This is a genomic window from Muribaculum sp. An289, assembly GCF_002159555.1.
GTDB lineage: Bacteria > Bacteroidota > Bacteroidia > Bacteroidales > UBA932 > Merdivivens > Merdivivens faecigallinarum.
Genome location: NZ_NFIV01000007.1, coordinates 86,900 through 102,632, shown reverse-complemented (window position 1 = coordinate 102,632; position 15,733 = coordinate 86,900). Strand labels below are relative to the sequence as shown.

Below are 15,733 nucleotides of genomic sequence, written 5' to 3'. Positions count from 1 at the left end.
GTCTTTTCCCGATTATCCAAAGTTTTTCATAAATTTTTGTTTGTCAGATTCTTTCTGCGATTAAGGGTAATTTCCGTTTACGTGCAAAAACGTTCAAGAAAAAACCAACGTTTAAAACTGAACCTGTAACGGAATGATTCAACCTTATAATCAATTTAAATAAAAACTTATGAAACGTTACATTTTATCAAGCCGCGTGCTTGCTGCGGCCCTGGCATCTGCATTGATGCTTGTTTCCTTTTCTTCCTGTTCTTACGATGACAGCTCCCTTCGCGGGTCCATCGACGACCTGACGAGCCGTGTGGAAGCCTTGGAGGACTTCCAGAAAGAGGTCCAGGAGGAAATCAACTCCTTGCAGGAGCTTATCGAAAAAATCCAGTCGGCAGTGACCGTGGACAGGGTGGAGCAGAACACCGACGGGAGCTGGACGATTTATTTTTCAGACGGAACGGAAGTTACCATCCGTGACGGGGAGGACGGTGCCGAGGGTAAAGATGCCATTACCCCTCCGACTATAATAGTAATCTTAGATGACAGCGACGGCATCTACTACTGGGGCTACGAGTATCCTGACGGGAAGACCGACTACATCTACGGGGAAAACGGCGAAAGGTTCCCGGTAACCGGCACCGCGCCTCAGGTGAGGATAAATCCGGAGAGCGGGAACTGGGAGATTTCCACGGACGGCGGCAAGACGTGGACCGACACGGGCATGCCTTCGAGCGGTGTGGGTGATTCGTTGTTCGAGGATGTCAGCGATGACGAGGATTATGTATACGTCACCCTCCGCGGCGGCGAGGTGCTGATGATACCCAAGACGAAGGAACTCGTATTCGACTTCGGCACTGATGCGGACACGGTTTATTTCGCTGCGGGCGAGAGCAAGTCTTTCGTTTATACGATGAGCGGCGCCGGTGATTACAGCATATCTAAGCCGGATGGCTGGCGGGTGTCGATGGATGGCGGCGAAATCACCATCACTGCACCTGTTGCGGAGAACGTATATGCCGAGACGGAAGGTGTCGTAAGCGTGATACTTATCGCTTCCAACGGCCAGAGTTTCCTTGCCGAGCAGCAGGTGAAGGTCGGCGAGGAACCGGGACTTCCGGCACCTGAAATCGGAGATTATTTTTATTCCGACGGCACATGGTCTTCCGAATTCGATCCTGCAAAAACCGTTTTGGGCCTTGTGTTCATGACGGGAGATTCCGACAGATGGGGAGTGGCCGAGACGGAGGCCGGTTTTGTCAACGGGCTGGTCATATCCGTTAAAAATGCGGCAATATCAGTAAACTGGAGTACGTTCAGGGAAGATATACCCGAACTGGAAAACACCTATATGGATATGTTTTACACCGATCTCAGCGGACTGTACAACTGCAATGTGGTCTGGAACAGGGAGGACTACAGTACGACGAACTACAAGGCATTTTCGGCCGTAGCGGCATGGAACGAGGAAGGCAGTCCTTACAAGGCTCCGGAAAATACTTCGGGATGGTTCCTGCCTTCGTCCGGACAGGTTTACGACCTGTTTAAAAATTTCGGGCAGCTGACCGGACTGGAAGATGCCGAACGTTCAGGCCACAATTATTCATGGGAAGGTACCGGTTACCGGGATTTTGCAGACAGGCTCAATGCATGGATGTCTGAAATACCTGATGACATGAAGGACATATTCATGCCGTCCGGCAGTGCGGAGCATCTGTGGACTTCAACGGAAGTATTCGATTCGAATGCAAGGGCTTGGGGTATCTATTCCATAGGTACTATAGAATGCGAGGCCTGCGGTAAAACCTGGGATGTGGACATGAAGGTAAGGCCGGTTTTGGCATTCTGACGGGTTGTCGGTAAGGTTTTGCGATTGCGGGCACACCCCAACTTAACCAGGATGCGCCATTATGTGCTGATATACAGTTGATTAGTGCTCTGGTAGATGTTTTTAAGTGTGGATTTCAAGGGGTTCACAACCTGCCGAAATCCACACTTGTTTTTGATTGTTCGCTCCGTTTATTGTTGATTTACAGTATTTTATGATAGCGAGAGTTAAGTAGGGATGTGCTTCAGGGTTTGCGCTTCTGGGTTTGTGTTTTAGGATTTGTGTATCAAGGTTTGTGATTCAGGATTTGTTCGATAGATTGGCTATTGGCATAATTTGAACATTATTGGATTGTATCTGATATTTTTGTTACATTTGCATTGAGTAAAAATACTTGGTCTATTGAGTAAAATGTAATAGTATGTATAAACGAGCGGAATATCAGGTGATTACGGATAGGATGAAAGAGCCTAGGAAGTTCATCCAAGTGGTGATGGGTGCCCGTCAGACAGGCAAGTCCACTGTTGTCAAACAAGTGCTTCAGGATTTGGATATGCCTTACCGGTCCTTTTCTGCCGACAATGTCCCGGCTACGAACAGTGCCTGGATTTCCGATTGCTGGGCGGCTGTGCGCAGCTTGAAAGAGAGCCGGGGCTGGGAGAGTGTCATCCTTGTGATTGACGAGATACAGAAGATTGCCAACTGGAGCGAGGTGGTGAAGAAGGAATGGGACGATGATACTTTTCATGACCGCAATATCAAGGTATTGCTTTTGGGGAGCAGCCGTGTGTTGTTGGAGAAAGGCTTGTCCGAATCTTTGGCAGGGCGGTTTGAGGAGATACGCATGAGCCATTGGAGTTTTCGTGAGATGCAGGAATGTTTCGGTTTCTCACTTGACCAATACCTGTTCTACGGAGGCTATCCCGGTGCGGCTGTTTTGATTGGTGACGAAGACCGGTTCGGGCAATACATCCAGTCGGCTATTATCGAGGCTACCATCAATAAGGATATTCTGATGGATACGCCTATTGGCAAGCCTGCTTTGCTTCGCCAGACCTTCGAGTTGGGCGCAGCGTATTCGGGTGAATTGCTTTCGTTGAATAAGATGTTGGGGGCACTTCAAGATGCCGGAAACACAGTGACCTTGGCAAGGTACATCAATCTGTTGGATGAAAGCGGATTGCTATGCGGGCTCCATCGGTTCAGTGTGGATATGGCCCGAAGGCGCGCCAGCATCCCCAAGTTGCAGGTGTATAACAATGCATTGAAGATGGTGTATAGCCCTTTTACTTTTGAACAGGCGATATTGGACCGTAAGTCATGGGGGCGTATCTTCGAATCGGGCATCGGTGCCTATCTGGTAAGTCAGGCCTTTGTACATTGCTTTGAAGTGTTCTATTGGCGTGAGCGGAATGATGAAGTGGATTTCGTCCTGCGCAAGAAAGGCTCGGTGGTCGCTATCGAGGTAAAAAGCAATGCGGAGAAACGGACTGAAGGATTGGACAGGTTTCGCAATCTGTTCCATCCTCAATCGGCCTTTATCGTGGGAGACGGAGGAATCAATGCGGAGGATTTCCTTTCGATGGATATACGGCGGTTGTTCTGAGAAAGTTTTAAACAGCTTCTGAGAAAGTTTTCTGTATTTTGCGGGCACACCCCGGCTTAACCCGGATGCGCTATTATATGCTGATATACAGTTGATTGGCGCTATGATGAAGATTTTTAAGTGTGGATTTCAAGGGGTTCACAACCTGCCGAAATCCACACTTGTTTTTGATTGTGTATTCCGCTTGTTGTTGATTTACAGTATTTTATAACGACAGGAGTTAAGTCAGGCTGTGCTTCAGGGTTTGCACTTCAGGGCCGGGCTTTAAGGTTTGCGCGAAAGATTGGCACTTCAAATTGGCGCGATGGGTTTATGCTTCAACGTTGGCGCTTTAGGGCTGGCGCGAAAGATTGGCGCGACGGGATTGTAAGTAAAATGTGCAAAAACAAAACCGGCTCCAGATTGCCTCCGGGGCCGGTCGGTAGTGTCATGTGAGTCCTTATTATAGGCAAGCCAGGATTACAGTTTCGGACCTGCTTCTACGAGGGATTTGCCGAGGTCATTGCCCGTGAATTTCTCGAAGTTCTTGATGAAACGTCCGGCAAGGTCCTTCGCCTTGGTGTCCCATTCCGCAGGGTTTGCGTATGTGTCGCGAGGGTCGAGGATATGTGTGTCGACTCCCGGCAACTCGGTAGGGACTTCGAAGCCGAAGTAAGGTATCGTCTTCGTAGGGGCCTTGTCGATTGAACCGTCGAGGATGGCATCTATGATTCCACGGGTATCCTTGATGGAGATACGTTTTCCTGAACCGTTCCAGCCTGTATTTACAAGGTATGCCCTTGCGCCTGCCGCTTTCATGCGTTTAACGAGTTCTTCACCGTATTTTGTCGGATGGAGTGAAAGGAAAGCCGCTCCGAAGCATGCGGAGAAGGTAGGGGTAGGCTCGGTGATTCCGCGCTCGGTTCCCGCGAGTTTTGCAGTGAAGCCGGACAGGAAGTAATACTGTGTCTGTTCCGGAGTAAGTATCGAAACTGGAGGAAGCACTCCGAATGCATCTGCCGAAAGGAAAATAACCTGTTTTGCATGAGGGCCTTTCGATACCGGTTTTACTATATTTTTAATATGGTATATCGGGTATGAAACGCGGGTGTTTTCGGTAACGCTCTTGTCTGCGAAATCGATTTTCCCGTTTGCATCCACGGTGACGTTTTCAAGAAGGGCGTCGCGCTTGATTGCATTGTAGATGTCAGGCTCGTTTTCCTTGCTCAGGTTGATGACCTTGGCGTAGCATCCGCCTTCATAGTTGAACACTCCGTTGTCGTCCCAACCGTGTTCGTCATCACCAATGAGAAGCCTCTTAGGGTCGGTCGAAAGGGTGGTCTTGCCGGTTCCGGACAGGCCGAAGAAGATGGCTGTGTTTTCGCCTTTCAGGTCGGTATTGGCCGAGCAGTGCATCGAAGCGATTCCGCGGAGAGGGTTGTAGTAGTTCATTATGGAGAAGATACCTTTCTTCATCTCGCCGCCGTACCAGGTGTTGATGATTACCTGCTCTTTTGAAGTAAGATTGAAGACAACCGCTGTTTCGGAATTGAGCCCCAATTCCTTATAGTTCTCAACTTTTGCTTTTGAAGCGTTGAATACTACGAAATCCGGCTCCCCGTATGCGGCGAGTTCTTCCTCGGTAGGGCGGATGAACATGTTCCTTACGAAATGTGCCTGCCATGCCACTTCCATGATGAAGCGCACTTTGAGGCGGGTTGCAGGGTTGGCTCCGCAGAATGCGTCCACCACGTACAGTTTTTTGTCCGAAAGTTCTTTGACGGCGAGTTCCCTGAGGGTCTTCCATGTCTGAGGAGTGACAGGCTTGTTGTCATTCTTGTACTCGTCGGATGTCCACCAAACGGTATTCCTGCTGACATCGTCCATTACGAAGAATTTGTCCTTAGGGGAACGTCCGGTATATACGCCGGTCATGACATTGACAGCACCGAGTTCGGTAATCTGGCCTTTGTCGTATCCGGTCAGGGACGGATCGAGTTCGGCTTTGTAAAGACTGTCATAATCAGGGTTGTAGATTACTTCCTTGACCCCAGTGATGCCGTACCGGCTCAAATCGATTTTTTCCATAATTTTAAAAATATTTAGTTTTAACAAAAATTCTTGATTAGCGGAACGGTTGTCCTTCCGACAATCCGGCAACTCATCTGCAAAAAACAGACCGTTACGGAGCACAAAAATAGTTTTTATTTTCGGAAGCTGTTTAAAATTTTTTCTCAGAAAATTTGCGACATGCTTCCGTGCAGATATTTGCCGTTTTTTGAGGAGAATAGCAGCGCTATTTTACGATAAAAATGGCGTAAAGATGCCGGAATGGTGCCGCAAAGAACTTTTGAAAAAATTTTAAACAGCTTCTCAATAAGCTTCCGAAAATATGTGTTAAATTTGTGACAATATTGATTGAAAGTTGTCGGATCAAATCGTGAGGGTAAGAGGATAATGGTAGAAACCGTACCGGACAGGCCGCAGGAAATCCTCCGGATGTATTGGGGATATCCGGATTTCAGGCCTAAGCAGAGGGAGATAATAGATTCAGCCGTAAACGGAAACGATGTATTGGCCATACTGCCTACAGGAGGCGGCAAATCGGTGTGTTTCCAGGTGCCTACGCTGATGAAGGAGGGTGTAAGCATCGTCATAACTCCTCTGATAGCCTTGATGAAAGACCAGGTGGCCAACCTCAATTCGCGCGGAATCAAGTCGCTTGCCATATATTCTGGAATGTCCGCCAAGGAAATAGACACGGCGCTGGACAATGCCGTGTACGGGGATTTCAAGTTCCTGTATCTCTCTCCCGAAAGGCTCAGAACGGAGATTTTCATAACGAGACTGCAATATATGAAGATTGCATATATCGTTGTAGATGAGGCGCATTGCATATCCCAGTGGGGGTATGACTTCAGGCCGGATTATCTTGAAATCTCTAAAATAAGGGAGATAACTGGCAGGAAGGTCCCGGTAATCGCCCTTACGGCCACTGCCACGCCGGAGGTGGCTTCGGACATAATGCAGAAGCTCGAATTCCGGAGGCCCAATCTGATTAAGGGGAGCTTCGAGCGTGAAAACCTTTCCTATGTAGTGCGCAAATGCGAGGACAAGCTCGGGCAATTGCTCTCGGTATGCAAGGGCGTGCCCGGGACAGGGATAGTCTATGTGAGGATGCGCAGCCGCGCCGAGGAGATAGCCGCTTTCCTTGTCGCAAACGGATATGTCGCAGAGGCCTACCATGCCGGCATGGGCAAGGAGGCCCGTGAGGGGATACAGGAGCGCTGGAAAAGCGGAAAGACGAGGATAATCGTGTCGACAAACGCTTTCGGAATGGGGATAGACAAGCCGGACGTCCGTTTCGTATGCCATTTTGACATGCCGGACAGCATCGAGGCCTATTTCCAGGAAGCGGGACGTGGCGGACGGGACGGAAAACGTTCGTATGCGGTGCTGTTATGGAATGACAGCGATGTGCGCAGGTTGCGGCAAATCAAGGAAAATTCTTTCCCGTCGCTGGATTATATCGAGGACATTTACCATAAAGTGCATAATTATTTCGGGATTCCTTTCGGGTACGGGGAAGGGCATGTCGGAAAATTCAACATCAACGATTTCTGCTCCCGGTACAAGCTGCCGCGTAGCAAGGTGGCCAGTTCGGTAAAATACATCGAAATGGAAAATCATTGGGAGGTGGAGGCGGAAGGCGAGATTCCAACGAGGGTAGGGTTCTCGGTATCGAGGGAAGAACTTTATTCGTTCAATCCCGGAAACGCCCTTGAAGAAAACGTCGTGGACTTTCTTATGCGCCGCTACCCGGGAATATTCTCGCAGACCGTCACAATCGACACCGGATACGCGGCAAGGCTTGTGGAATGTTCCGAAAACGAGTTCAAGAAATGCCTGTACGGCCTGTACAAAAAAGGAATAATCATATACATACCTTCGGACAAGACCCCCTTGATCCGTTTTAAGGAAAACCGCCTCATGCCCAAGGATGTATATCTGCCGAAAAGCAGGTACGACGACCGTCTCAGGAGATTCTCGGAACGGCTCGAATCCATCATATCCTATGTCTCCCGGACTGACGAATGCAGAAGCGTTCTGCTGCTCGGATATTTCGGGGAAAAAGCGGCCCGAAAATGCGGTAAATGCGACGTCTGCCTGGCAAAATCCGCCGGAAAATCATCGAGGAGGAAGGAAATGGCCGTGGAAATCGCTGAATTCGTTTTAAAGTACGATTTCAGCGGTATATGCCGCAAATATTCCATCGACACCCGGGGTGAATGGCTCATATCCGCAGTTTCGACCAACGAATTCCTGAAAGACATGATTGCAGCCTTCGGGGACGGATACAAAGATTACATATCCGTCCTGAGGAGGATGCTCGATTCTGGGGCGCTTGGAAACATCAGAAATCCTTAATGGCCGAATACAGCCTCTGCACCGGAAGGCCCATGATGTTGTAGTATGAACCGCTTATGGAGGTTATTCCGATATAACCTATCCATTCCTGGATGCCGTATGCTCCGGCTTTGTCGTATGGCCGGTATTTGTCTACGTAATATTCTATTTCACTGTCAGCCAACTGTTTGAATGTAACCTCCGAGGTGCAGGTGAAGCCCTTGCTTTTGGCGTTGGACCTGATGAAGACACCTGTGACGACCGTGTGTACACGTCCCGAGAGCCTGTGCAGCATGTCTATGGCCGCTTCCCTTGTCTTCGGCTTTCCCATGATGTCGTTGTCGCAGAAGACCATCGTATCCGCCGTAATGAGGATTTCATCGTCTTCCAGCGGCCTGTGGAACCCCGCTGACTTGGCCTCGGCTATCCGGAGCGGTATCTCTTCATGAGGCGTGGCCGGGTCGTAGCTTTCATCGCAATCGGTCCCGGTGTCGACAGTAAAATCAAAATCGAGACCCGCCAGCAACTCCTTTCTTCGGGGCGAGGCGGATCCCAATATCACTCTGTGTCCGTTCAAATCCACGGCTTTATGATTTAGTGCCTTTTGAATTGAAATCCAGAGGGAACTGAGCAGTCATCTTCTGCTCTACTTTAATAGGGCCGTTCTGGTTTTCATATTTGACAATATTGTCCTGAAGGGCCATAAGCAGCCTTTTGGCATGCTCCGGGGCCAGGATGATTCTCTGGCTGATTTCCGGTTTTGCAAAGCCGGGCAGGACCTGTGCGAAATCGATGATGAATTCGCTGTGTGAATGCGAGATGATAGCGAGATTGGAATAAGTCCCTTTCGCAATCTCCGGTTTTATCTCAAGATTAAGAGATTTTCTTTCTTCTGCCATTTTCTTAAAAATTTAAAAACAGTCTGCAATATACTCAAATTTTCGATAACGCATCGAAATATCCGATTAAAAATATTAATTTTGTCGGCCGGAAATCGCCTGCGGAGGGATTCCGGGATTTTTCTTGATTTAATGTAATAGTATAGATAAAGTATAGTAAAATATTATCATATATGGAATTGCCTGCAAAATATGACCCCTCGATGACTGAGGACAAATGGTATTCTTATTGGCTGAAACATAAGTTTTTCCATTCGGAACCCGACGGCCGTGAACCGTATTCGATGATTATTCCGCCCCCTAACGTGACGGGAGTGCTCCACATGGGACACATGCTGAATAATACGATTCAGGACGTGCTCGTCCGCAGGGCAAGGATGTGCGGCAAGAACGCCTGCTGGGTGCCCGGTACCGACCATGCTTCAATAGCTACGGAGGCCAAAGTCGTGGCGAAACTCAAGGCGGAAGGCATATCCAAGGAGGACCTTACCCGCGAGCAGTTCATGGAACATGCCTGGGAATGGAAGGAAAAGCACGGTGGAATCATACTCGAGCAGCTGAAGAAGCTCGGAGCTTCGTGTGACTGGGACAGGACAAGGTTCACCATGGAACCGGCTTTGAGCCGTGCCGTAGTCCGCACCTTCGTGCATTTCTATAAGAAAGGCCTCATATACAGGGGAATACGTATGGTAAACTGGGATCCTGCCGGACTTACCGCCGTAAGCGATGAGGAGGTGATAAGGAAGGAGACCAAGTCGAAACTGTATTATTTAAGGTATTATATTTCCGAGAACGGGCGGCCTTCGGACAAGTATATAGTGGTTGCGACCACAAGGCCCGAAACAATCATGGCCGATGCGGCAGTTTGCATACACCCTCAGGACGAAAGATACGGTTGGCTTAAAGGGAAGAAGGTCCTGATTCCGCTGATAAACAGGGAAATCCCTATTATTGAGGACGATTATGTCGAAATAGGCTTCGGTACCGGCTGTCTGAAAGTGACTCCGGCCCACGATGTGAACGACTATGCGATAGGGCAAAGGCACAATCTTCCGGTGATTGACATCATCGACGAGCATGGCAGGCTGAACGAAAAGGCAGTGATACTGATAGGGGAAGACCGTTTCGAAGCGAGGAAACACATACGCGGGCTGCTGGCCGATGGAGGATTGCTGGAGAAGGAAGAGGACTATTCGTCCCAGGTCGGTTATTCGGAGCGTACGGATGCCGTCATAGAGCCGAGGCTGTCCATGCAGTGGTTCCTGAAGATGGGCGAACTGGCAAAAGGGGCCCTCGACCGTGTGGAGAACGGGGAAATACATCTGATTCCGGACAAATACCGCAATACATACAGGCACTGGATGGAGACGGTGCGCGACTGGTGCATTTCCCGTCAGCTCTGGTGGGGACAGAGGATACCGGCCTATTATCTTCCGGACGGACGTTTCGTCGTGGAAAACACTCCGGAAGAGGCGCTTGAGGCAGCAAGGAAACTGATTCCGGATATCAGGCCGGAGGATTTGAGGCAGGATGAAGATGTGCTCGATACGTGGTTTTCCTCGTGGCTGTGGCCGATTTCCGTATTCGATCCGGAACTTCCTGGAAATCCGGGACATGAGCCCAATGCCGATATCAGGTATTATTATCCTACAAACGACCTTATCACGGCACCGGACATCCTGTTTTTCTGGGTGGCGAGGATGATAATGGCAGGCAACGAGTTCATGGGAAGGATTCCTTTCAGGAACGTGTATCTCACGGGTACGGTACGCGACAAGCTGGGAAGGAAAATGTCGAAATCGCTGGGGAATTCTCCGGATCCGATACTTCTGATGGAAAAATACGGCGCCGACGGTGTAAGGCTCGGCATGCTCCTGTGCAGCGCGGCAGGAAACGACATACTTTTCGACGAGTCCCAGGTCGAGCAGGGCAGGAATTTCTGCAATAAGATTTGGAATGCTTTCCGCCTTGTCATGGGATGGCAGGTTGACGATACGTTATTGCAGCCTGATTGTTCGAGAGTTGCAGTATCCTGGTTCGAGCAGAAGTTGAATATGGTCATAGAGACCGTGAACGATCATTTCGACAAATTCAGGCTGTCGGACGCACTGATGACACTTTACAAATTTTTCTGGGACGATTTCTGCGCCTGGTATCTCGAAATCATCAAGCCGGGATACGGATGCGGCATAGACAGGCAGACATATTCGGCCACTGTCGGTTTCTTCGACTCGCTTCTGAAGCTGATACATCCTTTCATGCCGTTCATTACTGAAGAATTGTGGCAGAATCTCGGGAACCGCAAGGAGGGTGAAACCATAATGCTGAGCGCGATGCCGGCCCCTGGGGCATACGACGGCGGCTATATTTCGAAATTCGGAATGATTTGCGAAGCCATAGCATCCGTGAGGAATGTCCGTCAGGCCAAGGGCATCTCTCCTAAGGAGACGTTGTCCCTTTCGGTACGCGGCGACTTCCCGGGAGAATTCGCTTCTGTAATAATGAAGATGGCGAACATATCTTCAATCGAAACTATAGACAAGATACAGGAAAACATTCAAGGCGTGTCATTTATGGTCGGCACTACAGAGTTTTTCGTACCGCTTTCCGGACTTGTCGATGTGGAAGATGAAATCCGTAAAACGGAAGAGGCCATAGCTTATAACGAGAAATTCCTCAAGCAGGTAAGGGCAAAACTTTCGAATGAAAGATTTGTTGCCAATGCTCCGGAAGCGGTGGTTTCCCTGGAACGTAAAAAAGAGGCGGACGCTTGCAGCAAGCTCGATACGCTGCGCACCGCCCTTAAAACCCTGAAAGGCGAGTAGTGTCATGGTAAGGTGCGAAACTTTTTTGGACGTAAGATATTACGAGACCGACCTTATGGGCATCGTACACCATTCCAATTATATACGGTATATGGAATGCGGACGTCACGATATGCTTGTCCAATTCGGTATCCCGATATGGGAGATTGAAAGGCAAGGGGTCATGGCCCCTATAGTTTCAGTAGAGTCGAAATACCTGCGCCCGGCAAGGATGGGCGACAGGCTGAAGGTCGTGACTATGGTGGATTCGATTCCGACTGCCAAACTTTTTATAAGGAACGAGATTTACAATCAGAAAGGGGAGTTGCTGAATACCGGGAAGGTAACTCTCGGCTTCATCGATTCGGAGACCAGGCGGCCGGTAAGGGCCCCGCGTTCCGTCATTGAAGCATTAGAAGCCCATTTCAAATGATTTCGATTAACAATCTGACGGTTTCATACGGCGGCTTTACGCTTTTGAACGACATAAGTTTTCATATAAGCGATAAGGACAGGATAGGGCTTGTCGGCAAGAACGGTGCCGGTAAAAGCACTGTTCTGAAACTGATTTGCAGATTGCAGGCACCGACATCGGGACGTATAGATGTTCCGGCGGACTGTACCATAGGCTACCTTCCCCAGATTATGGAGCATGCTAAGGGAAAGACCGTCCTGGACGAGACACTTACGGCGTTTTCACACCTCCATGAGATGGAGGCGGAACTCGACAGGATAGGGGCCGAGCTTGCCGTAAGGACCGACTACGAATCGAAGGAATACGGGAAACTGATTGTAAGGATGAATGACATAAACGACTCCCTTGCACTCTACAAGGACGAGTCTCCTGTCGTATCCGCCGAAAAGACCCTGTTGGGGCTCGGTTTCAGGAAAGAAGATTTCGGAAGGCCGACGGAAACGTTTTCCCAAGGATGGAACATGCGCATAGAACTTGCTAAAATCCTTCTGCGCAGGCCGGATGTCCTTTTGCTTGACGAGCCTACCAACCATCTTGACATAGAGTCCATACAATGGCTGGAAGATTATCTTAAAACTTACAAGGGCGCTCTGGTGCTTATCTCGCATGACAAGAAATTTCTGGACAATGCCACTGAAAGGACTGTCGAGATAATGCTCGGGAAAATATACGATTACAAGGTTCCGTACAGCAAATACATAGAGTTGCGCAAAGAACGCATAGCCCAGCAGAAGGCTGCCTATGAGAACCAGCAGAGGATGATAGAGAAGAACGAGGAGTTCATCGAGCGTTTCAGGTACAAACCTACCAAATCCAACCAGGTCCAGTCGCGGATCAAGGCCCTGGAACGTCTGGAAAGGATAGAGATTGACGATGAGGACAATTCCGCCATCTATGTCAAGTTCCCTCCTGCACCGCGCTCGGGGGACGTCGTAATCGAGGCGAAAGACCTTGAAGTCGGCTATGGGAGCAAGGTCGTTTTCGACAAGGCCTGCATTACAATCAAGAGAGGGGAGAAAGTTGCCCTTGTCGGCAGGAACGGCGAGGGAAAGACGACCTTTGTCAGGGTGGTCACGGGCGAACTCGAACCGTTTTCCGGACAGTTCCGTCTCGGGCACAATGTCAACACCGGCTATTATGCCCAGAACCAGGAGGATATCCTTGACAAGAACGATACCGTTTATGAAACGCTCGACAAGATAGCTGTCGGAGACATAAGGACAAAGCTCCGCGATATTTTAGGGGCGTTCCTGTTCCGCGGGGAAGATATCGACAAGAAAGTGGCGGTTCTCAGCGGAGGGGAACGCGCGAGGCTCGCCATGGCAAAGCTGATGCTGCACCCTTACAATCTCCTTGCGCTCGACGAGCCTACCAACCACATGGATATCAGGTCCAAGGACATACTGAAATCGGCACTCCAGAAGTACAACGGAACCCTGCTCATCGTTTCACACGACAGGGATTTTCTTGACGGCCTGGTGGACAAGGTGTATGAATTCCGCGACGGACGTGTGAAAGAGCACCTGGGAGGCATTTCCGAGTTCCTTGAAAAAATGAAGATGGAAAATCTTCATGAGCTGGAGAGGAGCATTCCTGAAATCGGGGAAAAGAAGGCATCCGGGAAGGAAACGGAGTCCAAGGGAGGAGCGGCCCGCATACAGAATGTGCGCAGGGCTGAAGACCGCAGGCTGAAAAACAAGATAGCCTCCCTGGAAAAGGATATTTCCCGTTTGGAGCAGGAGGTTGCGGAGATAGAGCAGAGACTTGCAGCACCGGATGAAGGTGACGATATTATGTCCATGACACAAAAGTACTTGGATTTGACAAATGAATTGAACCGGGCCATGGATTTATGGGCATCGATGGAAGACGAAACAAATAAAAATCTATAAGATATGGAAAATAGGATTCAATATATTTTCGGGATTCATCCGGTTTTGGAAGCTGTCAGGACCGGTAAGGAAATAGACAAGATTTACTTCAAAAAGGGGCTCGAAGGGCCGGGGTTCCGCGAATTGCTCGAAGAGGCGCACAAAAAAGGGATTGTGAGCCAGTTCGTGCCGGTGGAAAAACTGAACAAGCTGGCAAAGGGCGGTTCCCATCAGGGCGTGGCGGCCTGCCTGGCCACCATAGAATACAGCGATTTGGAAGAATCCGTGAACAGGGCCTGCGCATTGGGCGATTCGCCGGTATTCGTGCTTCTGGACGGAGTAAGCGACGTGAGGAACCTGGGGGCGATAGCGAGGAGTGTCGAATGCGCCGGGGCCAACGGGATAATCGTTCCGGCCAAAGGCGGTGCGGCCATCAATGCCGAAGCTGTAAAGGCCTCTGCCGGTGCCCTGCTCAGAATCGACACCTGCCGCGTTGCCAATCTCAGGCTTGCCATCTTCTATTTGCAGCAAAACGGCTTCAAGATAGTAGCGGCCACTGAAAAAAGCAGCACGCCCATATATGATGTGGACATGACAGGGCCGGTGGCCATAATAATGGGTTCCGAGCAGAAGGGGGTGTCCCCGTCGGTCCTCGGCCTTGCTGATGAAACAGCCTGCATCCCTATGGCAGGAGAGATTTCCTCGTTGAATGTCTCTGCCGCTGCCTCCGTAGTGCTGTTCGAAATGGTGCGCCAGCGTTACAATAATAAATAGTTTTGTCCATAATAAATCAGGAACGCCATGATTGTCATCGATACGCATTGCGATACTCCGGAACGTCTGATTTCCGGTGCCGATATCGTTTCGCGCGGAAATGATGGTCACTTCGATTTCGAGAGAATGGACGAAGGAGGGGTAGACTGCGAATTTTTCGCCCTTTATACGCCCAATGATATGCCTCCGGATGCCGCGCTGAGAAGGCTCATGGAAATGATGGCGGCCGTAAAGGACTCCGTAGCTTCATATCCTAAGGCAAGGTTGGCATACAGTGCCGAAGATGTCATGGAAAATAAGCGCAGGGGCTTGAAGTCCATAGCCATAGGAATCGAGAATGCCGCCCCTCTCGGAAAATCGCTTTCCCTTCTGAGGGAGATGTACAGGATGGGGGCGAGGTATGTCACCCTTACCCACAACGGGAATAATGAAATATGCGACGCCGCCCTTGCCGGTGAAAGGAAATGGAACGGGCTGAGCCCTTTCGGCAGAGAATTCGTGGCGGAAATGAACCGCATAGGGATGATGGTAGACGTTTCGCATGTCTCGGATGAAACCTTTTATGATGTACTGTCGGTTTCCAAGGCTCCAGTGATTGCTTCGCATTCGTGTTGCAGGGCATTGTCCGGACATCCGCGGAATCTGGACGACAGGATGCTGAAGGCCCTTGCCGGGAACGGGGGAGTGGTGCAGATCAATTTTTATCCTCTCTTTTTGGATGCGGCAACCATGGGAAGCCTGAGAAGCGTGGGAAGCGGCACTTCTTCCATGCCTGCTTCTTCCATGCCATCATATAAGAAGGTCGTGGATCACATAGAACATGCCGTGGAGATTGCCGGTATCGGGAGTGTCGGAATAGGTTCGGATTTTGATGGCATCGGCTATACCCCGGCAGGGCTTGAAGATATTTCGAAGCTGCCTGTCATTTGGGAAGAACTCTCATCAAGGGGATACGGCGATAAGGAGATTTCAATGATAGCCGGAGGCAATTTTCTGAGGGTCTGGAAGGCCGTCGAAGACTCAAAAACGACAAAATTACAATGGTAAACTGATGTAACAATTATGTTATAGATTAAAACATTTATGTTACATTCCTTGATAA

General features: G+C 49.7%; 11 protein-coding genes. 8 read left to right on the top strand and 3 right to left on the bottom strand.

Features of this window, described 5'->3' with window-relative positions; translation table 11 throughout:
* Positions 1-169 precede the first annotated feature (169 nt).
* Both B5F83_RS07290 and B5F83_RS07285 read left to right on the top strand, forming a co-directional pair.
* The gene (locus B5F83_RS07290) at positions 170-1,837 is read left to right on the top strand and encodes a PL29 family lyase N-terminal domain-containing protein (protein ID WP_087278639.1); all 1,668 of its coding nucleotides are present in this window, start codon (positions 170-172) and stop codon (positions 1,835-1,837) included.
* 400 nt (positions 1,838-2,237) lie between these two features.
* Positions 2,238-3,422, top strand: a complete 1,185-nt coding sequence (locus tag B5F83_RS07285; protein ID WP_087278637.1) for an ATP-binding protein — start codon at positions 2,238-2,240, stop codon at positions 3,420-3,422.
* A gap of 459 nt (positions 3,423-3,881) precedes the next feature.
* On the opposite strand, the gene pckA is transcribed toward B5F83_RS07285, so the two are convergent.
* The gene (gene pckA / locus B5F83_RS07280) at positions 3,882-5,489 is read right to left on the bottom strand and encodes a phosphoenolpyruvate carboxykinase (ATP) (protein ID WP_087278633.1); all 1,608 of its coding nucleotides are present in this window, start codon (positions 5,487-5,489) and stop codon (positions 3,882-3,884) included.
* 330 nt (positions 5,490-5,819) lie between these two features.
* Here pckA and B5F83_RS07275 point away from each other — a divergent pair, with 330 nt between their 5' ends.
* Positions 5,820-7,829 carry an ATP-dependent DNA helicase RecQ gene (locus B5F83_RS07275; RefSeq protein WP_143822563.1) on the top strand — a complete coding sequence of 670 codons (2,010 nt, stop codon included), beginning with the start codon at positions 5,820-5,822 and terminating at the stop codon, positions 7,827-7,829.
* Here B5F83_RS07275 and B5F83_RS07270 read toward each other — a convergent pair.
* The gene (locus tag B5F83_RS07270; RefSeq protein ID WP_087278628.1) at positions 7,816-8,391 is read right to left on the bottom strand and encodes a Maf family nucleotide pyrophosphatase; all 576 of its coding nucleotides are present in this window, start codon (positions 8,389-8,391) and stop codon (positions 7,816-7,818) included. The genes B5F83_RS07275 and B5F83_RS07270 overlap by 14 nt on opposite strands.
* Positions 8,392-8,395: 4 nt before the next feature.
* On the bottom strand, positions 8,396-8,707 hold the full coding sequence (locus B5F83_RS07265) for a DUF3467 domain-containing protein (protein ID WP_087278625.1): 312 nt from the start codon (positions 8,705-8,707) through the stop codon (positions 8,396-8,398).
* 173 nt (positions 8,708-8,880) lie between these two features.
* Here B5F83_RS07265 and B5F83_RS07260 point away from each other — a divergent pair, with 173 nt between their 5' ends.
* From B5F83_RS07260 to B5F83_RS07240, 5 genes are read left to right on the top strand one after another with little or no spacing between them, the layout of a single operon-like run.
* The gene (locus tag B5F83_RS07260; protein WP_087278623.1) at positions 8,881-11,532 is read left to right on the top strand and encodes a valine--tRNA ligase; all 2,652 of its coding nucleotides are present in this window, start codon (positions 8,881-8,883) and stop codon (positions 11,530-11,532) included.
* 4 nt (positions 11,533-11,536) lie between these two features.
* Positions 11,537-11,944: a thioesterase family protein gene (locus tag B5F83_RS07255; protein ID WP_087278620.1), complete on the top strand. Its 408-nt coding sequence runs from the start codon at positions 11,537-11,539 to the stop codon at positions 11,942-11,944.
* Positions 11,941-13,878: a ribosomal protection-like ABC-F family protein gene (gene abc-f / locus B5F83_RS07250; RefSeq protein WP_087278617.1), complete on the top strand. Its 1,938-nt coding sequence runs from the start codon at positions 11,941-11,943 to the stop codon at positions 13,876-13,878. Before B5F83_RS07255 ends, abc-f begins: the two co-directional genes overlap by 4 nt.
* Positions 13,879-13,881: 3 nt before the next feature.
* Entirely contained in the window at positions 13,882-14,631 is a 750-nt protein-coding gene (rlmB, locus tag B5F83_RS07245) for a 23S rRNA (guanosine(2251)-2'-O)-methyltransferase RlmB (RefSeq protein ID WP_087278614.1), read from the top strand.
* Between the two features lie 27 nt (positions 14,632-14,658).
* Positions 14,659-15,678, top strand: a complete 1,020-nt coding sequence (locus B5F83_RS07240) for a dipeptidase (protein WP_087278611.1) — start codon at positions 14,659-14,661, stop codon at positions 15,676-15,678.
* Positions 15,679-15,733 lie beyond the last annotated feature (55 nt).